The 26,486-nt window shown below is 60.6% G+C and carries 24 protein-coding genes; 14 read left to right on the plus strand and 10 right to left on the minus strand.

Annotated elements, in window-relative coordinates:
• The first annotated feature begins 316 nt into the window (after nt 1-316).
• The 3 genes from HMPREF1261_RS07440 to HMPREF1261_RS12760 all read left to right on the plus strand — a co-directional run bounded on the left by HMPREF1261_RS07440 (nt 317) and on the right by HMPREF1261_RS12760 (nt 4,191).
• Entirely contained in the window at nt 317-913 is a 597-nt protein-coding gene (locus tag HMPREF1261_RS07440; RefSeq protein WP_023030498.1) for a hypothetical protein, read from the plus strand.
• A 411-nt stretch (nt 914-1,324) separates the two neighbouring features.
• A complete protein-coding gene (locus HMPREF1261_RS07445; protein WP_023030499.1) occupies nt 1,325-2,326 on the plus strand; it encodes a hypothetical protein in 1,002 nt (333 codons plus the stop codon).
• A gap of 512 nt (nt 2,327-2,838) precedes the next feature.
• Nucleotides 2,839-4,191, plus strand: a complete 1,353-nt coding sequence (locus HMPREF1261_RS12760; protein WP_023030500.1) for a hypothetical protein — start codon at nt 2,839-2,841, stop codon at nt 4,189-4,191.
• A gap of 145 nt (nt 4,192-4,336) precedes the next feature.
• On the opposite strand, the gene HMPREF1261_RS07455 is transcribed toward HMPREF1261_RS12760, so the two are convergent.
• Nucleotides 4,337-5,569, minus strand: coding sequence for an MFS transporter (locus tag HMPREF1261_RS07455; RefSeq protein WP_023030501.1), 1,233 nt, complete (start codon nt 5,567-5,569; stop codon nt 4,337-4,339).
• Nucleotides 5,566-6,210, minus strand: coding sequence for a GntR family transcriptional regulator (locus tag HMPREF1261_RS07460; RefSeq protein ID WP_034658170.1), 645 nt, complete (start codon nt 6,208-6,210; stop codon nt 5,566-5,568). The genes HMPREF1261_RS07455 and HMPREF1261_RS07460 overlap by 4 nt, the downstream gene beginning before the upstream one ends.
• A 79-nt stretch (nt 6,211-6,289) precedes the next feature.
• Between HMPREF1261_RS07460 and HMPREF1261_RS07465 the strand changes: the two genes are divergently transcribed.
• Complete coding sequence (locus tag HMPREF1261_RS07465; RefSeq protein ID WP_023030503.1) at nt 6,290-7,675, plus strand: DNA polymerase IV; 1,386 nt, start codon at nt 6,290-6,292, stop codon at nt 7,673-7,675.
• Here HMPREF1261_RS07465 and HMPREF1261_RS07470 read toward each other — a convergent pair.
• Complete coding sequence (locus HMPREF1261_RS07470; protein ID WP_023030504.1) at nt 7,672-8,586, minus strand: asparaginase; 915 nt, start codon at nt 8,584-8,586, stop codon at nt 7,672-7,674. The genes HMPREF1261_RS07465 and HMPREF1261_RS07470 overlap by 4 nt on opposite strands.
• A gap of 107 nt (nt 8,587-8,693) precedes the next feature.
• Between HMPREF1261_RS07470 and HMPREF1261_RS07475 the strand changes: the two genes are divergently transcribed.
• Complete coding sequence (locus HMPREF1261_RS07475) at nt 8,694-9,329, plus strand: hypothetical protein (RefSeq protein WP_023028957.1); 636 nt, start codon at nt 8,694-8,696, stop codon at nt 9,327-9,329.
• 6 nt (nt 9,330-9,335) lie between these two features.
• On the opposite strand, the gene HMPREF1261_RS07480 is transcribed toward HMPREF1261_RS07475, so the two are convergent.
• On the minus strand, nt 9,336-10,280 hold the full coding sequence (locus tag HMPREF1261_RS07480; protein ID WP_034658172.1) for a hypothetical protein: 945 nt from the start codon (nt 10,278-10,280) through the stop codon (nt 9,336-9,338).
• A gap of 32 nt (nt 10,281-10,312) precedes the next feature.
• On the opposite strand from HMPREF1261_RS07480, the gene lspA reads away from it, so the two are divergent.
• Genes lspA through HMPREF1261_RS07500 form a run of 4 tightly spaced genes read left to right on the plus strand, consistent with a single transcriptional unit; the run spans nt 10,313 to nt 13,351 of the window.
• Complete coding sequence (gene lspA / locus HMPREF1261_RS07485; protein ID WP_005278476.1) at nt 10,313-10,813, plus strand: signal peptidase II; 501 nt, start codon at nt 10,313-10,315, stop codon at nt 10,811-10,813.
• Nucleotides 10,806-11,732 (plus strand): RluA family pseudouridine synthase, encoded by a 927-nt coding sequence (locus tag HMPREF1261_RS07490; RefSeq protein WP_023030506.1) that lies wholly within the window; start codon nt 10,806-10,808, stop codon nt 11,730-11,732. The genes lspA and HMPREF1261_RS07490 overlap by 8 nt, the downstream gene beginning before the upstream one ends.
• Nucleotides 11,729-12,268 carry a hypothetical protein gene (locus tag HMPREF1261_RS07495; protein WP_023017260.1) on the plus strand — a complete coding sequence of 180 codons (540 nt, stop codon included), beginning with the start codon at nt 11,729-11,731 and terminating at the stop codon, nt 12,266-12,268. The genes HMPREF1261_RS07490 and HMPREF1261_RS07495 overlap by 4 nt, the downstream gene beginning before the upstream one ends.
• Before the next feature lie 60 nt (nt 12,269-12,328).
• Nucleotides 12,329-13,351 (plus strand): HNH endonuclease signature motif containing protein, encoded by a 1,023-nt coding sequence (locus HMPREF1261_RS07500; RefSeq protein WP_034658174.1) that lies wholly within the window; start codon nt 12,329-12,331, stop codon nt 13,349-13,351.
• 272 nt (nt 13,352-13,623) lie between these two features.
• On the opposite strand, the gene rarD is transcribed toward HMPREF1261_RS07500, so the two are convergent.
• The gene (gene rarD / locus HMPREF1261_RS07505; RefSeq protein ID WP_023030508.1) at nt 13,624-14,499 is read right to left on the minus strand and encodes an EamA family transporter RarD; all 876 of its coding nucleotides are present in this window, start codon (nt 14,497-14,499) and stop codon (nt 13,624-13,626) included.
• A 45-nt stretch (nt 14,500-14,544) separates the two neighbouring features.
• Between rarD and dnaE the strand changes: the two genes are divergently transcribed.
• Entirely contained in the window at nt 14,545-18,117 is a 3,573-nt protein-coding gene (gene dnaE / locus HMPREF1261_RS07510; RefSeq protein ID WP_023030509.1) for a DNA polymerase III subunit alpha, read from the plus strand.
• Nucleotides 18,118-18,284: 167 nt separating this feature from the next.
• Here dnaE and HMPREF1261_RS07515 read toward each other — a convergent pair whose 3' ends face one another.
• Together HMPREF1261_RS07515 and HMPREF1261_RS07520 are read right to left on the minus strand one after the other, a co-directional pair.
• Complete coding sequence (locus HMPREF1261_RS07515; protein ID WP_005278493.1) at nt 18,285-18,764, minus strand: hypothetical protein; 480 nt, start codon at nt 18,762-18,764, stop codon at nt 18,285-18,287.
• A gap of 65 nt (nt 18,765-18,829) precedes the next feature.
• A complete protein-coding gene (locus HMPREF1261_RS07520; protein WP_023030510.1) occupies nt 18,830-20,719 on the minus strand; it encodes a choice-of-anchor I family protein in 1,890 nt (629 codons plus the stop codon).
• Between the two features lie 122 nt (nt 20,720-20,841).
• Between HMPREF1261_RS07520 and ilvA the strand changes: the two genes are divergently transcribed.
• The 4 genes from ilvA to HMPREF1261_RS07540 are packed head-to-tail and all read left to right on the plus strand — an operon-like array spanning nt 20,842 to nt 23,379.
• The gene (ilvA, locus tag HMPREF1261_RS07525; RefSeq protein ID WP_023017264.1) at nt 20,842-22,110 is read left to right on the plus strand and encodes a threonine ammonia-lyase IlvA; all 1,269 of its coding nucleotides are present in this window, start codon (nt 20,842-20,844) and stop codon (nt 22,108-22,110) included.
• Nucleotides 22,110-22,754, plus strand: a complete 645-nt coding sequence (locus HMPREF1261_RS07530; RefSeq protein WP_023030511.1) for a YigZ family protein — start codon at nt 22,110-22,112, stop codon at nt 22,752-22,754. The genes ilvA and HMPREF1261_RS07530 overlap by 1 nt, the downstream gene beginning before the upstream one ends.
• Nucleotides 22,751-22,990 (plus strand): hypothetical protein, encoded by a 240-nt coding sequence (locus tag HMPREF1261_RS07535; RefSeq protein ID WP_023030512.1) that lies wholly within the window; start codon nt 22,751-22,753, stop codon nt 22,988-22,990. Before HMPREF1261_RS07530 ends, HMPREF1261_RS07535 begins: the two co-directional genes overlap by 4 nt.
• Entirely contained in the window at nt 22,990-23,379 is a 390-nt protein-coding gene (locus tag HMPREF1261_RS07540; RefSeq protein WP_005283779.1) for an RNA-binding S4 domain-containing protein, read from the plus strand. The genes HMPREF1261_RS07535 and HMPREF1261_RS07540 overlap by 1 nt, the downstream gene beginning before the upstream one ends.
• Here the strand turns inward: HMPREF1261_RS07540 and HMPREF1261_RS07545 are convergent.
• The 3 genes from HMPREF1261_RS07545 to HMPREF1261_RS07555 form a co-directional block, all read right to left on the minus strand.
• Nucleotides 23,376-24,374, minus strand: coding sequence for a GTP pyrophosphokinase family protein (locus tag HMPREF1261_RS07545; protein WP_023030513.1), 999 nt, complete (start codon nt 24,372-24,374; stop codon nt 23,376-23,378). The genes HMPREF1261_RS07540 and HMPREF1261_RS07545 overlap by 4 nt on opposite strands.
• A 10-nt stretch (nt 24,375-24,384) precedes the next feature.
• Entirely contained in the window at nt 24,385-25,002 is a 618-nt protein-coding gene (locus HMPREF1261_RS07550; RefSeq protein WP_023030514.1) for a hypothetical protein, read from the minus strand.
• A gap of 72 nt (nt 25,003-25,074) precedes the next feature.
• Nucleotides 25,075-26,439 carry an exonuclease domain-containing protein gene (locus HMPREF1261_RS07555; protein WP_023030515.1) on the minus strand — a complete coding sequence of 455 codons (1,365 nt, stop codon included), beginning with the start codon at nt 26,437-26,439 and terminating at the stop codon, nt 25,075-25,077.
• Nucleotides 26,440-26,486: the final 47 nt, after the last annotated feature.

Consider the following 26,486-nt stretch of genomic DNA (forward strand, 5'->3'; position numbering starts at 1 on the left):
GAAATGCGGACTGTGATGTGGAGCGTGCCATCGAAGCCGACGCAATCGTTGGAACATGTTTAACTAGGACACCATTGGCAACCGTTACATTGTCCACTAGACCCGCGTCTTTTTAGTGATCGCACACACTTTTTCAGTATGGTTCTTTTAGATGGGAAAACAATATGGTTTACTAATCTTGCGTTCAAAAACGTAAATGGCACGACGCGGGTCGTGTTATCCCACTTTCTGCGGTGTACGCTCATGTTTTCCCTTCCTTGAAGGTAAACCGTGACGTATGGAATCCGTAGCTTGTAGTTCCCCTTGGAAGGTTCGTATGAAACTCAATAAGCGCGTTCTCGCTTCTGCAGCATTGTCTGTATCCCTCGCTACTACCGCTGTTGCTCCCGGCGCATGGGCTGATGATGATGCGCCGCATCTACGGTGCAAACAGAACTTCCGCGTGGGAAGTGATTTTGACGCCGATGCAAACGGCAATGTGGCGGAACACTTGATGCGGAACTGCAAAATGACCGCCGAGCAGATTTCCAAGCTCAATATTGAAGACTTGAAGTCGGTGGCTAAAGAGTTGAAGAAAGCGGACGGTTCTTTCGCTATCAGTCCCGAGGAGATTGACCAGTTAACGACCGCGGAGGTCAACTATGAGGCAGAAATTAATGAAGCTGCCGATAAGGCAGAAGAACCGGGCGACAATCCGGGTGCCGGTGACAAAATGCCAAAGCCGCCGGTGCCGGGCAATGAATCTGGAGAGGGCAGCTCTAACTTCGGCAATATTTTTGGCGTAATTTCTGGTCTTGCTGGTTTGGCCACTGTGGTGGCAGGCATTGCTAAAATCTTCAACCAGAACGCAGGCCTGGCCCGTATCTTTCAGCCACTGCGTGACTTCTTGGCACAGTTCAACATCAAGTTCTAATTCCATCTGAGACTGTGCTTCAGATGGGAACTTAACCGGAGCCCTCCTTGCGGAGGTGCTCCGGTTCTTTTTGGTTAAAGGAGGGCAGGGAAGCGGCCTCTGATTGTTTAGCTTTAGGCTCGCGCTACTTGATGTACCGAGTGGACATCCCCATTTAACGGGGTCCACTATCGATAAGCGTTATGCTGCGCTACAGGCATGGCTATTGAGTGATGTCGCACACTTTTTAGCGGGGGGAACTATTGAACGGGAAACCAATATGATTTACTAATTCTGCGTTTAAAAACGTCAATGGCACGACATGGGTCGTGTTATCCCACTTTCTGCGGTGTCTGCTCATGCTTTCCTTTCCTTGAAAGTACATTGAGGCGTTTAGGGCCCGTAGCTTGTAGTACCCCTTGGAAGGTTCGTATGAAACTTAATAAGCGTGTTCTCGCTTCTGTGGCGCTCTCTGTGTCCCTCGTAACTACCGCTGTTACTCCAGTCGCTTGGGCTGCTGATGAGCACCTTACCTGTGCGCAGAACTTCCAGGCAGGCATCGATATTGATGCTGCAATCAATGTCAACATTGCGAAATATCTGCAGCGTAACTGCAATTGGAGTGGGGGCCAGATCTCTCTGCTAAATGTTGAGGAATTGAGAGAAGTGGCTAAGCAGCTCTTGAGTGCAGACGGTACTCGTCTCCATTCTGAAGAAGCGCTGAATCATGTGCTACCTTCTTGGGTCGCCGGGGTGGTGGACTATAACAACAAATTTTCCGGCGATGGTCGCAAGGGACCTGTGGGTGATGAACAGCAGCCTGGACCTCCCCTAATGGTAAACGATGTCAAAGCGGGGGATAAGGAAGTCACTGGCTCCCTTTTTGTGCTCCCGGGTCAAATTAAAAAAATTTGGATTGCTTTCCCACACTTCAAAATTTTAGAGCTCCAACTTCAGGGAAATTCCTCTAAAGGTGAAGTCATCCCCTTTAAATTCGACGTTCCACAAGGGGTTGAGCTAAAGACCAACGATGAAATATCCGTTTTCCCAATTTACTACGATTATGGCGTAGATGAACCCGTTAAGGTTACTGTGAAGTCTGCTGGTAACGGTAATGATGAGGCTCCGGGCGATGGTGAGAATCCGCCGATGCCTCCAGGCGATGGTGGGAATCCGCCGATGCCTCCAGGCGATGGTGGGAATTCGCCAAAGCCGCCAGCTGATGATGAGAATCCGCCAAAGCCGCCATTCCCAGGTGGTGGCGCTGGAGAGAGTGGCTCTGACTTGGGTAGTATCTTTGGTGTAATTGCTGGTCTTGCTGGTTTGGCTGCTGTGGTGGCAAGCATTGCGAAAATTTTCAACCATGGCTTAGGCATGCTTCGTATTTTGCAGCCCCTGCGTGACTTCTTGGCGCAGTTCAACATCAAGTTCTAAGTTCATCCGTATTGGTGGACTAGTGCGGGGTCGATGTTCTGACTACGCTTCAATCAGCAGTTAAACCGGAGCCCTCCGTATGGAGGTGCTCCGGTTTCTTTTTTGATGGATGGGCTGGGAAATCGAACCTTGGTCATTTAGTTTTAGCCTCGCGTTGGCTGAGATACTTGGTGATCTGTGATGGTTGTGTCGACCTAACTGCGTGTTGGTCCGGTGGATGCTGTACGGGGTTGAAGTAATCGCTGCATGTGTCTGTTTGATGGAACCGACTACCGAAAATGGTTACTCCATGCTACAGGTGCGGCATTTAGGTGATCTCGGGCACTTTTCCGGTTTGGAACTTTTATGCGGGAAACCAATATGGTTTACTAATCCTGCGTTTAAAAACGTAAATGGCACGATAAGGTTCGTGTTATCCCACTTTCCGCGGTGTTTGCTCATGCTTTCCGTTCCTTGAAAGCATTTCCTGGCATATAGAACCCGTGGTTCGTAGTACCCCTTGGAAGGTTCGTATGAAACTCAATAAGCGTGTTCTCGCTTCTGCAGCCCTCTCTGTATCTCTCGTAGGTACCGCTGTTGCCCCAGTTGCTTGGGCCTCTGATGAGCATGTCAACGGCACACAGGAATTCGGGAATAGTAGCGATGCTGATTCTGGATTAAATATCAACGATGCGGATAATCTGCAGCCAAACTACGAATTGAGTGAGGATCAGACTTCTCAGCTAGGCTCGGAAGAATTGACGCCGGTTGCTATGGAGCTCCCAGAGAAGGACAATAATCCCGTTCCTGCTGAAGAAGAGTCGCAGCAGTTATTGCCTTCCGCGGCTGTCAGTGATGTAAGAGCCGACGACATTTCTTCCGGCGGTGATAGCAAGGTTGTTGCTAATGACGAACAGCAATCTGGTTCGCCCCTAAGAGTGGGCGAGGTTAAAGCGGGGGCTAGGAAAATCACGGGCTCTGTCTTTTTACTCCCAGGCCAAAAGAAGACAATTCAGGTTACTTTCCCAAACGGAAGAGTTTTAACTGAAGACCTAGAGCTCGAGCAAAGCTCTGTTGAAGAGGGTAAAACCTCTAATGGTAAAGTTTTCACCTTTGAATTCGATGTTCCTGAAGGACTTGAATTAAAGGTTGGCCAACAAATACCCGTTATTCCAATTTACGATTCCTTAGGTCCGGGTGCAAAGAAGGATGCTCCCGTTTTAGTCACTGTTAAGCCAGCTGATAAGAGTAGTGAGTCGCAACCTGAGCAGAACCCTGACAGCGGTAGTGGTCAGGCTCCGGGCAAGGGTGCCGAAGGGGATTCGGTAATGCCGCCGGCTTCGGGCAATGATGGTGGTGAAAGCCAGGAGAAGCCGCAGGGTCCGAGCGATGATGCCGGTGAAGAGTCCGAGAATCCAAAGGCTCCGGGCAAGGGTGCCGACGAGGATTCGGTAATGCCGCCGGCTTCGGGCAATGATGGTGGTGAAAACCAGGAGCAGTCACAGGCGCCGGGCAATGGTGCTGGTAAAGAGTCGGAGAAGCCAAAGGGCCCGGGCAAGGGTACTGGTGAGGATTCGGTGAAGCCGCCGGCTTCGGATAAAGATGGTGGTGAAAACCAGAAGAAGCCGCAGGGCCCAGGCAACGGTGCTGGTAAAGAGTCGGAAAAGCCAAAGGCTCCGGGCAACGGTGCCGGTGAAAAGCCGGGCAAGCCGCAGATTCCAGGCAATGGCGGTGAAAAGGGCGGCTCTAACTTCGGCGCTGCCTTTGGTGTAGTTGCTGGGGTGGTTGCTTTTGTGGCGGGCGTTGTTAAATTCTTCAACCAGTTCTCTGGCATTGCCCGCCTCTTGAAGCCACTGCGCAACTTCTTCTCACTGTTCAAGTTCTAATCTCGCCTGAATCAGCGGATGAGCAGATTAGTGCGGGCTTGAAGCCCGGACTAGGTATTAAGCAGTGACTAAACCGGAGCCCTCCTTGAGGAGGCGCTCCGGTTTCTGCGTTTTCTGGCTAACTTTTGTGGCGCTTGGCCTAGCCCTAGCGCACGGGGCCGGGCAGGTGGGCGCGCCAGCCGTGAATCACGTTGATGAGGCAGCATGCGGCGAGCAGGGAGCCGATGAGGAATAGTGCGGTGAAGCCTATGTAGGGCGCAAGCGCGCTAAAGGCCATGGGGATAAAGAAGCCGGTATAGGAGACGGAATAGAACACGGCGGTAAGGCCGGCGAGGTCATCTTTTCCGGCGATGCGCTGGACCTCGGAAAGGCCGGCGACAAGTGCTAGGCCGTAGCCGGCGCCCATGACGGCGGCGCTGGTGATGCCGAGTGGGAGGGAGAGTGTGCGCGCGGCGATGGCGCCGAAGATGGTGCCGACGGTAATGACGGCCATGGCAACGGCGGAAGCGCGGGCGGAGCGGTGGGTATCAATGACCTTGCCAAACATTTGGATGCCGACGCCGCAGCCCAGCGTAATGACGGTCATGAGGCCGGAAAAGGCGATGGGGGCATCGCCGGCGGAATCGGAAAGCAGCTGCGGCAAAAGGGCATAGGCCGCGCCCGCGCAGCCGAACACCCAGGGGGCTACGGGAAGGACGATGCGGGAAAAGCGGCGGTGCGCGGCAGAAGGAATATGCAGCATGTGCAGCATATCGCGGATGCTTAAGTCCAAGAATGTGTCTTTGACGGTCGCGCCACGAGGCGGGCGGGTCTCAGGGGTCTTCAACAGCCACACCGCGGTAATGACGGTGAGCAGGATGTGTAGGACGTAGGCCAGGTGGGTGGGCCACGGGCCCCATTGTGCCAGCACCGAGGCCAGGGCGGCGCCGATGAGGAATCCTATGGTAAGGCACATTGATGCCCGGCGCGGGCCTGCGGCGGGGTCGCCGCCGGAGCGGGTGATGAGCTCCGCAATCCAGGTGGAGCCGACCGCCATGACGATGCCCAGGGCGAGGCCGCACAGCACGCGGCCGGCGGCAATGATGAGGGGTTCTTCGGGCGCGATGGACAGCAGAAAGGACCCAGCCAGGGAGAGCGGTGCGGCGGGCAGCATCGTGGGGCGCCGACCGATGTAGTCCGAAAGCGGCCCGGAGATGAGCAGTGCGGGCACGATGCCGATGACGTAGGCCGCCAAAAGCCCGTTGACGGTGACCTGTGAGAAATGGGATTGCTCGCGGTACATCACGAGCAGGGGAGTAAATTCATTGCCGCCCCAGGCAACGGCCACCATGCTGCCTGCGACGGGTAACCAGTCGCGATTAGTGGTGTCCTGACTCATAGTTGATCCTTCGAATTCTTCAGGTGCGAACGGAGTGCGGAAAGGTAGGCGGGCAGGTTGGCGGTGAGGAGGGCATCGGCAAGCGTGCGGTGCTGATCGACGAACGCGCGAGCCCGCGCCACATTGCGCCCGATGGCGGTGGCGGTAAAGCGCTGCTGGCGCTCGCGCAGCTGGTGGCCCACGTTGGCCAGCAGGCTATTGCCGGCGCTATCCATGATGATTTGGTGGAATTGGGCATCCAGGCGCGTGTATTCGCGGAGATCCTCGGCATCCAGGGCGGCGTCTTGGGCCGCGATGTTGTCGTGCAGGCGCTTGGCGATGCCCCCGCGTTCCGCCTCACCCAGCTCGCAGATCTTTTCGGCACTGTGGGCATCGACAAGCAGGCGCGCCTCGTAGACCTCCCGGATTTCTTGGGGGCTAATCGGCACGACCAGCGCGCCGCGCTTGGGATAAAGCTGCAAAAAGCCCTCGAGCTCCAGGCGCAGGAAAGCCTCGTGGGCCGGGGTCCGGCTGACCCCTACCTCGGCCGCGAGTGCGGCTTCTGACAGCATCTGCGAGGAGTCGATGGTGCCGTCGATAATCCTTTCTTTGACCAATTCATAAACCCGCTCCGCGGCAGGCTGCATGCTTGTATCGCTCATGCATACATCTTGCATACAAGTTAGTTTAAGCGTCAACCTATTCCCAATTCCGGGGTTGGCGTGGCTTAGACTGGAGGGCATGCAACGTTGGGTCTTACACATCGATATGGATGCGTTTTTCGCCTCCGTCGAGCAATTGACCCGACCGACTTTGCAGGGCCGGCCGGTGCTCGTCGGTGGAGTTGGCGGCCGCGGGGTTGTTGCCGGTGCGTCCTATGAGGCGCGCGAGTACGGCGCGCACTCGGCGATGCCGATGTATCGCGCCCAGCAATTGGTGGGCCTGCGCGCGGTGGTGGTCAGCCCGCGCCGGGCCGTGTATTCGGCGGCCTCGCGCCGGGTATTTGAGATCATCTCCCAGCACGTGGAGGTGATCGAGCAGCTATCTATCGATGAGGCCTTTATGGAACCAGAGGCGCTGGTGGGTGCGACGGCGGACGAGGTGCACCAGTGGGCGGATGGCCTGCGCGCGCTCATCCGGGAGGAAACGGGCCTGCCGTGTTCCATCGGCGCGGGCTCCGGCAAGCAATTTGCCAAGATTGGCTCCGGCGAAGCCAAGCCCGATGGCACCTATGTCATCCCAGCGGATAAGCAGCTGGAGATGCTGCATCCGCTCCCGGTGGGAAAGCTGTGGGGCGTCGGTCCGGTTACGGAGGCCAAGCTCAAGGGCATCGGGGTGGAGACCATCGGCGCGCTGGCCGCCATGACCCAAAAGGAGGTGGAAATCTCCATCGGCAGCGTCGTTGGGCTGCAGTTGTGGCAGCTGGCGCAGGGCATCGACGATAGGGAAGTTGCCCCGCGCGCGATTTCCAAGCAGATTTCTACGGAGCATACCTATCCCAAGGACCTGCTGACGGTACCGGATGTGGACGCGGCGATTACCCGCGCGGCCGAGGGTGCGCACCGCCGCCTGCTTAAAGATGGCCGCGGCGCGCGCACGGTGACGGTAAAGCTGCGAATGGCGGATTTCCACATCGAATCGCGATCGACCACCCTGGCCTATGCCACCGATGACCTGGAGGTATTGACCGCCGCCGCCTTCAAGCTGGCGCGCTACCCGGATGAGCTGGGCCCCATCCGCCTGGTGGGGGTGAGCTATTCCGGGCTGGAAGCCGCGCGCCAAGACGTACTATTTCCTGAGCTCGACCGCGAAATCGTGCGGCCTGTGCTGCCGGATAGCGACTATGAAACGGGCGTGAGCGATGACTCCCCGCCACCGGCGCCGACCACCGTGGTAGTCGAAGACGATGTGGAGGATCAGTGGCACGCCACCCAGGACGTCTACCACCCGGAATTTGGCCACGGTTGGATCCAGGGCACCGGGCACGGGGTGGTCAGCGTGCGTTTTGAAACCCGCGCCACCGGACCCGGCCGCACGAAATCCTTTGCCGCCAGCGACCGGGATTTGGTGCCGGCGGATCCGCTCGATTCCTTAGATTGGCAAGACTGGCTGGAAACCCAAGACTAGGCTTCGCGGTAGCGCTTGGGGTCAGGGCTTTGCCGGAATACCTCGGCAGGGTCCGTGCCGGTGGCCAGCACCGCGGCCAAAAGAATACGCGCCTGGCTGGGGCGGAAGGCACCCGCGTTGATCGCGCCCAAGCTATGCAGGCTAGCCCCGCCGCCATCGCCGCCATAGGACAACGCGGTCGCGCCGTACGGGGTGCGGGTGGAAATAACGACGGGGAGGCCATCGCGGAGGGCATCGGCAAGCGCGCGGCCCATATCCCCACTCATATTGCCCGCGCCCATGGCCTCGATGACGAGGCCGGCGGCGGAAGTGCGGGCGGCATCGACAAGCACGCGCCCCGCGCCGGGGTAGGCAGGGATGATTTCTACCGGGTGCGGCGCCAAGGGCTGCGGGTGCAGCCGCGGGGTGGCATCCGGGATCCGCAGGGACTCAAAAGCGCGCAGGTCAGAGGTGTGCTGCTTGCGGGCCCCGCGCGCAGGGATGGTCATGCCGCCAAAGCGGATGAAGACGCCGGGCTGCCCGCTAAGAGCGAGCTCGCGCGCATCGCGGAGATTGCGCGGGCCGTCCGGGTGCGGGTGATCGTAGGAGCGCTGCGCGCCGGTGAGCACAATGGGCGTATCGCTGGCGCAAAAAATCTCCAGCGCCATCGCCGTCTCCTCCATCGAATCGGTGCCATGGGTGATGATGACGCCGTCGATGTCTGCGCGGGCGGTCTGCTCGTTGACCACCGCGATGAGCTCGTCGAGGTCTGCGAGCGTAATAGAAGAGGAATCGAGCTGGCGAAATTCCACCACTTCGGCGTCGATATCGGCCGCGAGCTGCGCGCCGGTGACGGTAGGGACGAGGGAACCATCCCGCACAGTGGTGCAGGCAATCGTGCCGCCGGTGGCGATGAGGGCGAGGTTAGTCATACCTTCCAGAATAAAAGAAGACGCGCCGAGGCGGCAGGCGCGGACCAGAAAAGCTGGTGCAAATGTAAACTGATGGGAGTTTATAACCCAGACGTGAGGAGTGAGAAGTGAAATTCCGCAAATTTGGTGCCGCGTGCCTCGCATTGAGCGCGGCGGCCGCCCTGTCCGCCTGCTCTTCTGATGACGAGCAAGAAGACACCACCAAGAACAGCGAATCCAGCGAATCCGCGTCCGCCGACGGCGACTCCGCGGCCCCCGCACTGCCAACCGCCGCCGATTTGAACGCCATCCTGGCAAAGGCCACGGATCCGGAGGCATCGCAGGAAGAAAAGACCGCCACCGTGGAAGGCGGCGAATCCGCCCCGGAGATTTTCGACACCATGGCGCGCTCGAAGGAGGAGTCCGGTGCGGAGTTCGCGGTCGTGGATCCGGTTTTGCCCGGCTATGACCCGCAGTCCGTGCTGACCACGGTGAATTTCTCCACGGCTGATGGCCAGGAGCAGACCGCGGACCAGGTGGAATTTATTTATCAAGACGGCACCTGGAAGCTGTCGAAGACCTGGGCCTGCACGCTGATCCAAAACACGGTGCCGCCTGAGCAGGTGCCGGAGATGTGCGCCGATACCGGTGCGGGCGCGCTGCCTGCCGATGAGGGCGACGGCGCTCCAGCCCAGGGCGATGCCCCCGCGGCCGGCGCAGAGCAGGCGCCTGCCGAGGCCCCCGTAGAGGCCCCCGCCGAGTAAGTCCTGTTACTCGGAAAACGCCAGCTCCGTCAAGCTTGATTGCACGACGCGCAGGTCTGAATCGGCGGTGCCGTAGGTTACCTTCGTATCGAAGGACACGTCACCGCCCACGGGGAGCGGTTTTGTTAGATCCACCGTGATGCTGCCCGAGGAATTGGTGGAAGAATCCAGCACGTCGAGTTCCTTATCTTTTAACTCCGTGCCCTCGGCTTGGCCCTCGAAGGACAATGCGCCCAGGGTGGGGCGTTGTTCCACCTCGACGGATAGCGTGACGCGGTCACCATCGATGGACTTGACCGTATAGCGGGTCGTCTGCAAGAGCGTGGATTCTCCTGTCACGCGCGAATCTACCGTCCACGTCGCGCCGGTGCCGACCGCTTCTTCCGGGAAGACGATGGGCAGCGCGGTCAGCTTCATGATCGCCTGTTCGACGGTGCCGCGCGCCTCATCGCTCGCATCCTGCGGGGCGGCCAAGCGCAGGGAATTCATCTGGCCGTTGTCTTGGCCGCGCCAGCCAAATTGGAACCCGGACGCAGAAGAGACATCGGTATCGCCGGAGTATTCCGGATCCCCTGCGGTGACAAACGCGTTGCGCGAGGCCGGCAATTGATCCTCGACGTCCTCGGTGGCTTTATCCACGGAAGCTGAAAGCGGCAGGGTAGTGGTCTCCTTATCCACGTCGGCGGCCTGGAAGTCGGCGGCGGCGGATTTATTCAGCAGGTCCTGCGAAAATCCCTCCGTGGCGCGGTAGGTTACCTCCTGCGAGGAGTCGATGTCGTGATATTCCAGCAGTTTCTTCTCCCCGGTTCCGGCCTCTTCGACGGTCAGGCGCGGGGCATCGATAGTCAGGCCGACTGGCTGCTCCACGGCGGGGCCGGGGGTCTCATAAGAACAGGCGCTTAGCGCTACGGCGACGGCGGAAAGGGCTGTAAAAACTTTGACTCGAAACACGCTTACCAAAATACCGGACGCTCCTGATTAGAATGGTGTGGGTGAGCCAAAAACGAAGGAGTCAGACAGGTCTTATCGCCGCGGTGGTCATCGCCGTGGCGGTTGTGGATCAAGCCGTAAAACAACTCATGCTGACCGTCCTGACGGAGGGTGTGCCGCACTATGTCATCGGGGACTGGTTCAGGTTTACCCTGCTCTTTAACCCGGGCGCGGCGTTTTCCATCGGTGGCGAGGGATCGACCTGGCTGTTTACCACCATTCAATTGGCGTTCGTCTTAGGCGTTGCCATCGCCGCCCCGCGCATCCACAACACCGGCCAGGCGCTGGGGCTGGCGCTCATTGCCGGTGGGGCATTGGGCAATTTTGCAGATCGCATCTTCCGCGACCCGGGCTTCTGGTTCGGGCACGTCGTGGACTATATCTCGGTCGGCTCGTTCGCGGTCTTTAATATCGCAGATGCGGCCATTACCTGCGGCGTTGTCATCTTTATCGGCGCCATGCTGATTGCGGAACGAAGGGCGGAAAATGAATAGGCAATTGCGCAGTTTTCCCATTCCAGAAGGCTTGGAGGGCATGCGTGCCGATGCCGCGCTTGCCAAGCTCCTCGGCCTCTCCCGCTCGGCCACTGCCCAGCTGTGCGCAGAAGGCGGGGTCACCGTGGATTCGCAGGAACTCGGTAAATCCGAGCGCCTGGCGTCCGGCCAGATGGTCTCGGTGCTGCTCCCAGAGCCGGAAAAGCCCCTGCTGCCGCGCGAAGAGCTGGTAGAGGGCATGGACGTTTTATATAGCGACGCCGATATCATCTGCGTGCACAAACCCGTGGGCGTCGCCGCGCACCCGAGCGTGGGCTGGGATGGGCCGACGGTCATCGGCGGGCTGCGCGCGGCGGGGTATAACGTGGCCTCGCTTGGCCCCACCGAGCGCCAGGGCATCGTCCACCGCCTGGACGTGGGCACCTCCGGGGTCATGGTCGTGGCCTCCTCCGGGCGCGCCTATTCCGCACTCAAGCATGCGTTTAAGCACCGGACCGTGAAAAAGACCTATCACGCGGTGGTCCAGGGCCTGCCCGATCCGATTGAAGGCACCATCGATGCGCCCATCGGCAGGCACCCGAAGGCGGGCTGGAAATTCGCCGTGCTTGACGATGGCAAGGCCGCTGTCACCCATTACCGCCTCATCGAGGCCTTTCGCGAGGCCAGCCTCATCGAGGTGCACCTGGAAACCGGCCGCACCCACCAAATCCGCGTCCACATGTCCGCCACCGGGCATCCCTGCGTCGGCGATCCCATGTACGGCTCGAACCCGCAGCTTTCCGCCCGCCTAGGACTCGAGCGCCAGTGGCTGCATGCGGTGCAGCTGGGCTTTACCCACCCCGGCACCGGGAAGTGGTTCGAGGCCCGCGCGCCGTACCCCGATGACCTGCAACAGGCCCTGGAGCGCCTGCAGGGATGAGGAAGTTTTATTGGCGGCGTCGGCTAGCGGCACTGGCCCTGGTGCTGGTGGCGGTCGTGGTGGTCCTGGTGCTTTTTGGCACGCTGGGCACGCAAGCATCCACGCGCGTGCAAGGCGATCAGCTAGGCCCGGATGGGGAGTCCCGCGCGGAGTATATTGAGCGCGTTAATTCCATGGACATCGACCCGGATGCCGCCACGTATGCGCTGGTTACCTTCGATACCGAGCTGCCGCCTGTCGCCGTCGCTGCCGCGTTGACTGACGTTCCGCGCATGGATGCCATCCTTATGGGCTCGACCGCGCCCATTGCGGTACCGGAGCCGGTCGCCGGCGAGGATCGCGCTGCGGTGATTAACCGCACCTTCGACCGCATCGGTGCCTCCTACGGCCAGCGCCCCAGCGCGGTCAGCGCCGCCGTGGTGTGGGGCACGGGCACCCAGCTTGCCGATGTCGCCTCCCTCCCCGCCGTCGCCGCCGTCGAGCCCGCGCCTGCCGATGCCGCCTGGGGCAGCTTCGCCGTGCGCCCACCCAGCTAAAATTGCCATCCTGAACGCTTCGCCGCGCGGGGTGTGGGGTGGCGGCTTAGCATCGGGAGCATGGAACACATTCGGGCATATATTGCGGCTTTAAACTCGGCGATGGATATCCTCGCCGAGGCCGCCGATATGCCCGCCTCCGAGCTGACCGCCGCCGGAATGCCGGATGCCGCCGCCGCGTCGATAGCCCACCTTTCCCAGATCTATTTCGGGCCGACCAGCTTTACGCGCCGCCAGCGTCGCGCGGTCGAGGGGGCGCGCCGCAATGGGCATTCGCTGCCGACGCTGGAGGTCATCGAAAAGCACGCCCGCCGCGCGCCCACCCAAGCCCGGGCCTGGGCCCTGCGCGCGGATCTTGCCCAGGTATCGGCCGATACTCAGGCGATGGACAAGCTCGCCCGCAAGAAGGTGCGCGCGCTGCGCCCGCCGCGCGAGCCCAAACCCGGGGTGCGGCTGCGCCGCCGAGCCGCCGGCAAACCGTGGACGCTGACGATTACGGGCAGCTCCAGCCTCGTCGCGGAGCTGCATAACCAAGCAGGCACGCTTGCCGATGTCGCCGCCCTCTTCCATTCCGGCGCCTCCACCTCCACCGTGCGCACCAACGTGGTAATCCCGCTGGATAAGCTAAGCGCCGTTGTGCAGGGCGATAAAGACGTGACGGTCACCATGACCAACGGCGCGCAGATAAGCGGCGCCGAGCTGGCCCAGCGCGCGATGGCGGAAGAAGGCTTTATCACGCTTATCCATCCCGTGGAGGGGCCGGTGAACCTGTACCGCATGCGGCGCGGGGCAACGTGGAAGCAATTTATGATGGCCGCCGCCGAAAACCCCGTCTGCCCGGCGCGCGGGTGCCACCGCCCAGCCGATGAGTGCCAAGTCCACCACATCTATAGCTGGGCCGGCGGCGGGTGGACCAATGCCAAGAACCTCACCGTAGCGTGCCCGCACCACAACGGCCGCAATGACGACGACCGCGCGGCCCGCCCCCGCAATGGCCGCTTCGAGCGCGTACACGGCGGCGTGCGGTGGATTAAACCCTGGCAGCCGCCACCGCCGGACCTCGTTGATACCGGGCCCAGATAGCCACAGCTTTGAGCCCAAGGCCCGCCCCCTCAGCGGCGACCATTACGGGCCGTTTTCCCGTGCCGCACACTTTCGCGAACCCCTTTTCACGCAGGACATTCCTGCGTACCGTTTTCCTGCGCACGCAACCATTTCGCATTCCCCCTCGCCGCGCATTCTTGCGCGCCGCTTACCCGCGCCGCGAACTTCTGGGCGCCGCTAACCTGCGCCGCGCATTCTTGCGTGCAGCGCTCTGGCACCCTTCTCCCGTGCCGCGCACTCCTGTGGGCCGCCTACCCGCGCCGCGCACTCTTGCGCGGCGCGCTTTGGCGAACGCGAATGAGATCCGCAATGTAGATGCTGACCGCTACGCCGATGATGCCGAAGCCAATCCACCGGTGCGCGGAAAAGTGTTCTTGGGTGACAAAGAGCGCCCACAGCATCTGCATGATGGGGGTGAGGTATTGGAGCATGCCGATCGTCGATAAGCGGAGCGTCCGCGCGCCCTGGGCGAAGCACAATAGTGGCAGCGCGGTGATCAGGCCGGCGCTGATTAAGAGCAGAATGTGTGGCGTGCCTTCCGTGACGAAGGTGCCTCGGCCTGCCTGTTCAATCCACACGATATAGGCAATGGCAACCGGGGAGACCACCAATGCCTCCGCCGCGACCGAGACCGCTGCCGAAACCCGCACCTGCTTCTTGATAAGTCCGTAGATGCCAAACGATGCCGCCAATAGCAGCGAGATATATGGCGCCTGGCCGGTAAAGAAGGTCAGATACAGCACCGCGATTGCCGCCACGGCGACGGCGGTCGCCTGCCATGGGCGCAGCTGCTCCTTTAAGAAGATCATGCCGAGCGCCACCGATACCAGGGGATTGATGAAATAGCCTAAAGCGGCATCGGCCACGTGATCGGTATTAATCGCCAGCACATAGGTGCCCCAATTGACCGTGATAAATACGCCCCCGGCGGCAAGCCAGCCCCACGTGCGCTTGTCCATGCGGACCAATTCGCGCCAGCCGCCGCTGAATATCAAAAATGCCGTGACGATAACCGCGGTCCACAACACGCGGTGGGCGAGGATTTCCAGCGGCGTGGCCGGCAGCAGGAGCGGGAAGAACGCGGGGAAGAACCCCCACATGATGTATGCGGCGAGCGTGTAGATCATCACCGCATAATATCGTCATCTTGACCGCCCCGCTAAGATGACCGCATGGCCAAAAACTCCTCCTTCGTCCACCTGCATAACCATACCGAGTTCTCCATGCTGGACGGCATGGCCAAGGTCGATATGTTGGCTGATGAGGTGGTCAAGCAAAACATGCCCGCCGTGGGCATGACAGACCACGGCAATATGTATGGATCTGATGCCTTTTATAAGCGCATGACCAGCGCCGGGGTCAAACCCATCATCGGCATCGAGGCCTACATGGCCCCGGAATCGCGCTTTAATAAAAAGCGTGTGTTGTGGGGCACCCCGGACCAAAAGCGCGACGATGTCTCCGCCTCGGGCGCGTATTTGCACCAGACGATGATCGCGGAAAACGCGACCGGGCTGCGCAACCTGTTCACCTTGTCTTCGCTCGCCTCCTACGAAGGCCAGCTGGGCAAGTGGCCGCGCATGGATGCAGAGCTCATCGCCGAGCATGCCGATGGCATCATCGCCACGACCGGCTGCCCATCCGGTGATGTGCAGACCCGCCTGCGCCTCGGCCAATTCAACGAGGCCCTCGAGGCTGCGGCGATGTGGCAAGACATCTATGGCAAGGACAACTTCTTTTTGGAGTTGATGGACCATGGGCTGGACATCGAAAAGCGCACGCGCGATGGGCTGCTCGAAATCGGCCGGAAGCTGGACCTGCCGCCGCTGGTGACCAATGACTGCCACTACGTGCTGGAATCCCAGGCTCCGGCGCACGAGGCCATGCTGTGCGTGCAGACCGGTAAGACGTTCATGGACCCGGACCGTTTCAAGTTCGGCGGTACCGGCTACTACATCAAGTCCGCCGCGCAGATGCGCGATACCTGGGATGACCTGATTCCGGATGGCTGCGATAACACCCTGTGGATTGCCGAGCGCGTGCAAGACTACAGCGAGGTGTGGGAGGAACACCCCCACGACCGCATGCCCATTGCCGATGTCCCCGAGGGCCACACCCCCACCTCCTGGCTGACCCACGAGGTGATGGAGGGGCTGCAGCGGCGGTTCCCCGGGCGCGATGTGCCGGAGGAGTATATCGAGCGCGCCAAGTACGAGATTTCCGTGATTGAGATGAAGGGCTACCCGTCCTACTTCCTCATCGTGGCGGAGCTTATTAAGTATGCGCGTTCGGTGGGCATCCGCGTGGGGCCCGGTCGTGGTTCTGCGGCGGGTGCGCTCGTGGCCTACGCGCTGACCATTACCAATATTGATCCGCTGGAACACGACCTGCTCTTCGAGCGCTTTTTGAACCCCGAGCGCCCGTCCGCGCCCGATATCGATATCGACTTCGACGATCGCCGCCGCGGCGAGATGATTACCTACGCCGCCGAGCGCTGGGGCGAGGACAAGGTTGCCCAGGTCATTACCTTCGGTACGGTGAAAACCAAGCAGGCCATTAAGGACTCCGCCAAGGTACACTTTGGCCAGCCCGGCTTCCAGATGGCCGACCGTATCAACGGCGCGCTGCCGCCGGCGATTATGGCGAAGGATATTCCGCTGCGGGGCATTACTGACCCCGACCACGAGCGCTATTCCGAGGCCGCCGAGGTCCGCCAGATGGTGGAAACCGACCCGGATGTGAAAAAGATTTATGACACCGCGCGCGGCTTGGAGGGTGTTGTTCGCCAGGCTGGCGTGCACGCCTGCGCGGTGATTATGGCCTCCGTGCGGTTGATGGACCACATCCCGATGTGGAAGCGGCCTGCCGATGGCGCCTATATCACCGGCTGGGATTACCCCGCCTGCGAGGCCATTGGCCTGTTGAAGATGGACTTTCTGGGCCTGCGCAACCTCACCGTTATTGGCGATGCCATCGAAAACATCAAGCGCAACCGCGGCGAAGAAGTACAGCTCGAGCAGCTGCATGCCGATGACCCCAAGGTCTCCAAGGTCTATGACCTGCTCTCGCGCGGGGATACCTTGGGCGTGTTCCAGCTGGACTCCGGCGGAATGCAGGAGCTGCTCAAGCGCATGAAGCCTACCGGATTCAAAGACATCGTGGCCTCCTTGGCCCTGTACCGCCCTGGCCCGATGGGTGTCAACGCCCACTGGGATTATGCCGACCGCAAGAACGGGCGCAAGGAAATTACCCCGATCCACCCTGAGCTCGAGGAGCCGCTGAAGGAAATCCTGGATGAGACGTACGGTCTTATCGTCTACCAGGAGCAGATCATGCGTATCTCGCAGAAGGTAGCGAATTACACCGCCGGTGAGGCGGACGGCTTCCGTAAGGCGATGGGTAAGAAAAAGCCCGAGGTCCTGGCCCAGCAATACGATAAATTCTGGGGCGGCATGCAAGAAAATGGCTACTCAAAATCCGCCATGGATGCCCTGTGGGGGACCATCGAGCCCTTCGCGTCGTACGCGTTTAACAAGTCCCACGCCGCGGGCTACGGGTTGGTCTCGTTCTGGACTGCCTACCTCAAGGCCTACTACGCGCCGGAATACATGGCAGCGCTGTTGACCTCTGTGGGCGATAAGAAGGATAAGTCCGCCATCTACTTGTCGGACTGCCGCCACTTGGGCATTAACGTCTTGCCGCCTTCGGTCAATGAGTCCGAGGAGGACTTCCAAGCTGTGGGCGAGGATATTCGCTTCGGCATGGGCGCTATCCGCAACGTGGGCTCTGAAGTGGTCGAATCCATCATTGCCTCGCGCAAGGCAAAGGGGGCGTTTAACTCCTTTAGCGATTACCTCGACAAGATCGACCTTGCGGCGTGTTCCAAGCGCGTGACCGAGGCGCTGATTAAGGCCGGCGCCTTTGATGATTTCCAGCAGCCGCGCAAGGGGCTGATGCTTATTCACGAGGACGCCGTGGATGCCGTGCAAACCACCAAGAAAGCGGCGGATAAGGGGCAATTCGACCTCTTTGCCGGCTTCGGCGGTGGCGACGACGCCTCCTCGGAGGGCGCCTTTGCCATTGATGTGCCGGACGACTCGTGGGATCGCAAGCACGAGTTGGCACTCGAGCGAGAGATGCTGGGCCTCTACGTTTCTGGCCACCCACTCGATGGTTTCGAAGAGGCCCTAGCTGCGCAGACCAATACTCCGCTGACCAAGATCCTCAACGATGAGGTACACAATGGCCAAGAACTCATCATCGGCGGCATCATTTCCGGCGTGGACCGGCGCTTTTCTAAGCGCGATGGTTCCCCGTGGGCGATTGTCACGGTAGAAGACCACAACGGCGCGCAGGTAGAGATCTTGGTATTCAATAAGGTCTATTCGCTGGCAGCGCCGCATATCGTGGAAGACAACATCATCTTGGCGCGCGTCAACGTCAAGGTGCGCGATGAGCGCCGGTCGCTGTTTTGTTCCGATATTCGCGTCCCCGAGCTGGGCCCCGGCGGGGGTGCGAGCCTGCCGCTGCGCCTGACCATGCGCACGGACCAGTGCACGATGGAAAATATCGCCCGGCTCAAGCAAGTTTTGGTCAAAAACCACGGTGATTCCGATGTTTACCTCGAGCTTGTCGAAGGCGATCAAACCACCACGATGGTCCTAGGCGAGCACCTCCGCGTGCAACGATCCGGCAACCTCATGGGGGATCTGAAGGCCACCATGGGCGCTGGCATTTTGGGCTAGTAGAATTTGCCTGCCTCGTCCCTGCGCTCCCTCTTTCTGAGGCGAACAGGGATTGAGGTGGCGACGGGCCTCGGGCGAAGCCGCTAGGACACCTCCGCGAAAGGCTGGGCATAAAGAAATGGCCGCCGTGCACATGCAACGGCGGCCATTTTTTGGGAAATCGGAGATTAGTACTTAATTCCCAAGCGGTCAAGCGCAGCCTTCAGCGGTTCGAGGACTGCCGGGTTGAACTTGGCGATGGCGGCGTAGGTCTGCAGAATCGCAGCGACGGCGCCGGCGATGACGGCGGTCCACTGCGAGACCTTCAGGAACTTTTCTGCAGTTTCCTCGGAGGAGCCAAGCTTGGTCAAGCTATCGAGCTGCTGTTGCTGTGCCTCTTTAGTCACGCAATCTGGCTGCTTCGGCATGCCGGCGGTGCCGTAGCCATTGAGCAAGCCCTCGAGGAACTTATTTGGGTTGGACAGGTTGACTCCGCCCTTGCCCTCTTCGATGTTCTTGAGGTGCTCTTGCTTGGCAGCTTCTACTTGGGCCTTGCATTCAGCGCTGAGCCCCTTGCCGGTCTCATCTGCGGAAGCAACAGCCGGGGTGACAAGGCCCGCCGCCACAGCGGTGGCAGCGACGAGAGAGGTGCTGAGTCGTTTACGCATAGGGAAAGGCTCCTTAAAGTTCAGATTTTAGCTTGTTAAAACGTAGCAGCTTTAAGGCTAAAAATCTATGGAAGTAATTGCCGGATGGGTTCAGGAAGCATCTTATAAAATTGATCCGCCACCTGCGGCATGAAGTGCAACACCCCGCTCAACATGGCGCCGAGGGCAATGACACCGGCGATAATCCCGATACCTTTCCCGATGAAGCTGCTGCCAGAACCGTCATCAGGCAGCGACGCCCCGGGAGTATTGTCGCCATTTTCATCGGAGTCGGCGTCGTCGCCTTCAGCCTGGGAGCCGCCCACGAGATCGGCGACGGAGAAGACCGTGGTAGTGCCGGATACCTCGTTGCCGGCGATAAGGAGGGCATCGGCAGTAGGCGAGTCTTCCTTGCTAACGAACGTCAATCCCTCTGGGTCCAAGTCGCCGGCCAAGCTGGTGGCGGCGACATTATCTTCGTCGTAGTCCACGGTGAAATCGCGGTTATTGGTGTAGGTGACGAACTCGGCTTGAGCGGGGTCGGTGACGTCATAGACAAAGATGCCGCCCACACGCTCCATGCCGATGAAGGCATAGGTGCGATCTCCAACTGATCCAATCGTCAGGGCTTCCGGTTCGGGGCCTTTATTATTGGAGCGATCGTCGAAGTCGGGGTCTTCGTTATCGGCATTGAAGTTAAGTCCCTCGATGTCTTTGGTGATTTCCTCGAAGTCGGAACCGGAATCGAAGGCGACGTTGCCCTCGGCATCGTAAATGCTAAAGGAGCGGGACCCGAAGGAATACAGGCCATCGAAGCAGCCCTTTTCCTCATTCCACCCAGAGGCATTGCTTAACTTGAGGTTACCGGCGTATTTCTTGTCCTCGATGCCTTCTGGAAGGTCGACGGAATCACAAACCTGGCCCTCTTCAACGAGCTCTTTCAGTTTGACCTCATCGGTGTAACCGCCCCAGTCGCGGGCATCGCCCTCATTGGCGGTTGCGAAGTAGGTCTGGCCGTTGGTCTGGAAGGCACCGATCGAATCCGGCATGGACAGGCCATGCACAGGGATCGTGCGCAGCTTTGCCTCGCCGTCCTTATTGGAGGGATCGAGGGGGGCAACGGAGTGATCCGCGATGTGGGCGGGCAGCACCTTTTCTACGGTGGCGGAGGCGATATCGACCACGCCGATGGCGTTGTTTTCTTGCAAGGTGACATAGGCCTTGCCATCGGCGGAGGAAATATACTCCGGCTCGAAGTCGAGCGAAGGTTTGTTGTGGTGGTTTTCTGGGCCGAAGACGCGAATGGACGGGTCAAGTTCTGCATCAGGCCCGTCGAAAGCGCGGAAATCGGCGGTGCGAACATCGGCAACAGAGGGCGCCGCGACACCATCAGGCAGGGAAATCACGGATACGGTGCCTTCTGGGTCTTTTGCGTATTCGGTGCCGTCGGCGGTGAGCTCATCGGAGGGCTCGCCCTCATTCGCGGTCAAGGCATAGGCGCCGTCTTTAGTGATGTGCACGTTATCTGGCAGCGCGCCGAGCGGGACGCGGCCGAGCTCATCGCCGGAGGCGGTATCGAAAATCAAGGCTTCGCCGTTTTCGGTCTTGTCAGCCTGCTGCACGGCGGCGATGGCGAGGCCATCGGGGCGCACGGCCACGGAGTTGATTTCCTTATCGCCGCCGGCAGATACCGAGGCAACCTTATTGGGGTTGGTGGGATCGGAGGCATCCAGGATATCCACCTTGCCCGATTGCGCGTTCACCGTGAGAATGCGCTGGGAGGCGGCGTGGTAGGCCACGATTTCCGCTGCTGATTTGCCCATGACCCCAGCTTCATAGGAGCCAATGGGGCTGAGCTTTACCGCAGCATCGTCGGCGGAGCGTTCCAAAGCATTATCGACGATATGCGCGTTGGCGGCCGGGGCGCAGCTGAGCGCAAGGCAGGCAGCCACGCCGATGGATGTGCGCTTAAACATAGAGAGAGTCCTTTCTTGTTGAGCACTCCATTGTCTCGGGCCCACGTAACAGGCGCGCTACACCGGAATGAAATCTAGGTGAATCGGTCGAACACTAGGTAGGGCGAGTAGACTCTGCAATCATGACTGAATCGACCATCCACGCATCCGATATCCAGCAGGCACAGGCACGCATCAGCTCTGAAATCGCGCCGACGCCGCTGCAGTATTGCCCCCGGCTTTCTGCGGAAACGGGCTGTGAGGTCTATTTAAAGCGCGAGGATCTCCAGGACGTGCGCTCGTATAAGATACGCGGCGCGCTCAATAGCATCTCCAGCCTGTCGCAGGAGGAGCGGGAGAGGGGCATCGTGACGGCATCGGCAGGCAACCATGCCCAGGGCGTGGCGTATGCGTGCCGCACCATGGGGATTCCGGGCAAGATTTTCGTCCCGGAGCCCACGCCCATGCAAAAGCGCGACCGCATCCACGTGCACGGCGGCGATCAGGTGGAACTCGTAGTAGTGGGTGGCAACTTTGACGAGGCCGCGGCCGCCGCGCATGCCGATGCCGCCGAGCGCCACGCCACCTTCATCGAGCCCTTCGATGCCCGCGATACGATCATTGGCCAGGGCACCGTGGCGGCGGAGGTCTTGGCGCAGCTTTCGGCAAAGGGCGCCTCGGTCGATACCATCGTCGTTCCCGTCGGCGGCGGCGGGCTGATTTCTGGCATCACCTCTTACATGGCGGATATGGCGCCGCACGCGAAGGTGGTGGGGGTGGAGCCGGAAGGGGCGGCATCGCTAAGAGCAGCCTTCCGCAACGGCGGGCCGGTGGCACTAGAGAGCGTGGATCCGTTTGTCGATGGCGCGGCGGTCAAGCGCCTGGGCGCGCTGCCGTATGAGATTTTGGAGGCCAACCAATCGCGCCTGCATTGGGACACGGTCTCTGAGGGGGCGGTGTGCACGGACCTGCTCAACCTGTACCAGAATGAGGGTATTATCGCCGAGCCCGCCGGTGCGCTGTCCGTGGCTGGGCTGCAGCGGGTGCCGCTGGAGCCGGGTTCGACGGTGGTCTGCGTGATTTCTGGGGGAAATAATGACGTGTTGCGCTACGCCGAAATCATGGAGCGCTCTCTAGTACACCGCGGCCTGAAGCACTACTTCTTGGTCAACTTCCCGCAGGAACCGGGCCAGTTGCGCCACTTCCTATCTGAAATCCTGGGCCCCAGCGATGACATCACTCTTTTTGAGTACCTCAAGCGCAATAACCGCGAGACCGGTGCCGCGCTGGTGGGCATCCAGCTAAGCCGCGCCGAGGACCTGGCGGGGCTGAAGGAGCGGATGGCCGAGTCCAAGATCTCGGTGCAGCACCTGCAGCCGAATACCCCCGAGTACGATTTCCTGGTGGCCTAATGCGCGATATGTATCGGCGCCCCACCGGCCAGGTGGAACACGAAATTGAGATCAAACGCTCGCGGTTTATTACCCTGATCGGCCGGGTCACAAACGAGGAAGAAGCACGGGCGTTTATCGATGCCGCCCGCCAGTGCTTTCCCGATGCCCGCCACCATTGCTCCGCCTATGTCTACCACGTCGACGACGCGAACCCAGTGGAGCGTTCCTCCGATGATGGCGAGCCTTCCGGGACCGCTGGAAAGCCCATGTTGGATGTGGTAAAGGGCTCTGGAATGCTCGATATTTGCGCGGTGGTCGTGCGCTACTTCGGTGGCATCAAGCTGGGTGCGGGCGGGCTTGTGCATGCCTATGGCGGGGCGGTCAGCGAGACCATGGAAAAGGTCGAGGCGGTCACCCGGGCGCGCCGGGAGCTTTATACCGTGGAATGCCCGCACGCCACGGCCGGGCGCCTCGAGGCGGATTTGCGCGGGCGCGGCATCGATATCACCGATACCGAGTACGGTGCAGCCGTAACCTTTACCGTCGCCGTGCGCCCGGGTGGGCTCGATGAGCTCCAGGCGATGCTCGCCGCGCTTTCCCAAGGCGAAATCAGCGCGCGCGAAGCAGGCTCTGCCTGGGTTGAGGTAGGATCTGGGTCATGACTATGCAGCAGCGACCGAATAACCCCATTGCGCAGCGCAAGCAGCAGGTGCGCAAGCACTCCCGCAACGCCGTTATTTCCGTTGCAGGTGGTGTCGGCGCAGGAGTTGTTTTAGGTGTGCTTTCTGCTAATTTGGCCGCTTGGATGGTTTTGGGCCTTATCATCGCCGTGGTGGGTGGCGGATATAACTGGTTGAAGATTCGCAAAATCGTCAACGAGAACCACAATAATTATTAATGCCTACACCGCAGCCCAGCGGCCGCCCCGTCCGCATTGATGCTTGGGTATGGGCGGTGCGCATGTTCAAAACCCGATCCGCCGCGGCCACCGCGGTGCGCGCCGGGCACGTGAAAATCAACGGTGAAGCGGTCAAACCCGCGCAACAAGTCGTGCCAGGCGATAGGGTGCGCGTGTGGCGCAACCATCACGAGCACGATTTGGAGGTGCTGGCTACCGTCGCCAAGCGCGTGGGAGCGCCGGTCGCGCGCACCTGCTATACCGATCACGCGCCCCCGCCGCCGCCCAAGGAGTTCATGCCGTCCGTGCCGGTGCGCCCCCGCGGCGCGGGCCGGCCGACGAAGAAGGAACGCCGCGATATGGAAAAATTCCGCGGCGGGTTCCGCTAGGAGTTGGCGCGCAGCGCCTTAAGGCGCGCGTTCAGGCGGCGCCGGCGGCCGGCGCGGTCGCCGGATTCAGCGGTTGCCTCGATGTGCTGCTTGCCAAACTTATTGAGCAGCAGGTCATCGATAAGGCGCACTTGGCCGGGCCGAAAGCGATAGCGCATGGTGTCGTGGACGTGGGCAATGGCGTCATCGTCAAGCAGCTGCTCCAGCTGGTCCAAGGACCGGATATCGTTTTCCTCTAAGATTTCCGCCAGGAAGCGGTAGTGCTCCGAGCGTGAAAGCGGGAAGCGATTGCCCAAAATGATGGCCAGGACGCCGGGCAAGGTTTCCGGAGTCAGCTCCACGTCCGTGTCCGCCTCCGTGCGCGGGGCCTTGAGCGCGGCGATTTCATCGAATTGCTGATCGGCGAGTTCGATGAGGCCCGCGGCCAGCGTAAATAGGCGGTCGACCTCGGGCGAGGGCGGGGTAGGGCCCTGCTTATAGCGGATATCGTGCTCGAATTCCGCCCACGCGTGCTGCAGCACGGTGCGGATTTGCACCTCAAAGGTCCAACCCACAAAATCGGCGAGCTCCTCCATGGCCGCCGCGCTATCGTCCGTCACGGTGAGCACCAGGTGGTGGGAACCGTAGCCAAAGCCACCGGAAATGCGGGTCTCGGCCGCCTTATCTACAGAGCGCACGACCTTGAAGGACTCGCCGAGTACGTCTAGCGCATTGGGAATGGTGGTGGAGTGGTACAGGGTAACGCGCACGCCCATGACATCGTGGATATCGTCCCACGGGGTGGGGTAGATAAAATCGCCGCCCTCGCCCCGCTTCTTGGCCTTGCGCTTGAGTGAGGACCAAGCCTTGACGCGCGTGGATACCCGGTCAAAGATGATGCCGGCGTCATTGAGCAGATCCTCGATGGCGGTGCGAAAATCCTCCGCCGCCGTGGGGTGGCTGCGGGTCCAGACGTGGTACTGATTGCTCAGCCGCGACATCCTGCTTTCCGCCATGGTGCTCCTCTCATAATTCGCGGGGAAATCCGTTAGACCATACTAGCGGGCGCGAATGTAAAACGGTGCGATGGCGGGGAAGTTGTTCGGCGGCGGCGCGGGCGAGGTCGCGAGCATATTCATCGGGTAAGTGGGCGAAGACAAAAACCGTTGCGGAATCAGGCACCAGGTAGGTCAAAGAATGCGAGCGCATGAGGCGGCGCATGTGTTTATCCAGTACGGTAAAGGTTTCTGGGTGGGCCAGCCACGAGGAAATCGGGGCGCCATGGGAGCGAACTTGCAGGCCGCCATAAGGCGCTGCGGCCGGCAGGGCGCAGCGGGCCGGGCGCGTCCAAAAGCGCAGGCCCTGCGAGTCGAGCGCGGCGCGCTGCAGGTTATGCGAGGCGCAATTCCACGCCTGGCGGGCCGAAACATCGAGGTCCGCGAGGCCGCGGTGGCTAAGCCTGCGAAAGGTGCGCTGCCCGGGAAAGACCAGCGCCATCGACAAGTTGGGCGAAAGCTGGATGGTGGCAAGGGAGTCGCAAAAGCCGTCATCGGAAAGCCGCTGGTGCTTAATCCACGACCGCGCGAAGAGCGCCGGCAGCAAATTAGCGGTGGTGGGGCGGGGAGCGTCGAGCGTAAGGGTCATGGCGATTTCTCCAGGGTCGTGAGTATCCGCCCTTATTGGACTGGAGAAATGGCCGGGTGGTTCCCTGCGGGTTTAAAAAGGCGGCTCGGCGTCGAGCTCGAGTTCAGAAAAGAGCTGGGCACCGGACCACATGGTGATGTCCTGGCCCTTTTCCTGCAGCTCTTCGGCGCGCTTTTCCTTGGAGGTCTTCTTTGCCCATTCGCCGACGACAAGCAGCGTGGTCTTCTTGGTGACGTTTTTGCCCACTTGCCCGCCGCGCTTGGCGATGCCCTGCCACAGCAGTCCCTTATCGTACGGCTCGAAATCGCCGGTCAGGGTGACGTGCTGGCCGTAGAGCGCGCCTTTTGGATCGGCATCGGGATTGGGATCTGGGATGGTATCCGGGGTGGCCACGGCCTGCCACGGTGCTCGGTTGGAGGACGCCGACTTCTTGTTGGTTCCGGCGGAGCGAGTGGAATCGCGGAAATCGGTGCCGGCGCCCAGATCGTCGCCGGAGGTGGGCGCGGTATGCGCGCGCAGAACCGGCAGGATGGCCGAGGATTCGAGCCGGCCGAGGCTAAACTCGCGGGTGGTAAAGAGATCGGTGATGCTTCCGGTATGCCCGAAGCGCTGGGCCAGCCCCGTGATGATGGTGCCGGCGGCGCGGGCGTCCTCGGTGGCATCGTGGTGGGTAAAAGAGGCACCGCCGAGGTGGTTTACGACGGTGGGAAGCTTGTGGTTGGCTACCGAAATAACACCTTGCCTTGAGGCATCGCGAGACAAAGCGAGTGAGCAGGCAAGTGAGACGGTGGGGACATCGGCCCCGGCGGCCAGCAATCCGGAGCGCAGCGCGGCAGAATCGAACTGGACATTGTGCGCGACGATGACATCGCTGCCGATGAAATCAAAGAGCTCTGCGGCCGCTGTGGCAAAGGGCATTGCTCCTTCGACATCGGCGGCGGTAATCCCGTGGATGGAGATATTGATTTCGGCAAAATGCTCCAAGCCTGGGGGAGGGGCGCACAGCCACGACTGGGACGCGGTTTCCTGGCCATCGCGGTAACGCACGGCGCCGATCTGGCAGATGGAACCCCAATTATCATTGGCGGTTTCTACATCTACCGCGACGAAATCAAGCCCTGGGTTGCCCACGGAGGATTCTTCGCTAAAGGATGGGGCTGCGGCTTCCGCGGGTGCGTCGCCCTGCTGCGCCGCCTTAATGGCGCGCGCCACGCTGTGGGGGTCTTGGTGCGGCGCGAAGGCAATGCTGCCGGCGCTGCCTAAGGACAAGGAACCAAAACCGGTGGCGGTGGGTTCGTGGGCGCGCAGGTCATCGATGGCATCAAGGGCGATTTCTGCGGTGGCAGGCGCGCCCAAGCTGCGCGAGAGCAGGCTGCGGTGAAGCACGACTTTTTCCGCAGTGACATCGATCAATACGCCATGCGCGGGAAACGACACGAAAATGGCCTTTCTTCTGAGGTGACTATCTAGGAGGGCTGCTGCAC

The organism is Corynebacterium sp. KPL1818, from assembly GCF_000478135.1.
In the GTDB taxonomy this organism is placed as follows: Bacteria; Actinomycetota; Actinomycetes; order Mycobacteriales; family Mycobacteriaceae; genus Corynebacterium; species Corynebacterium accolens.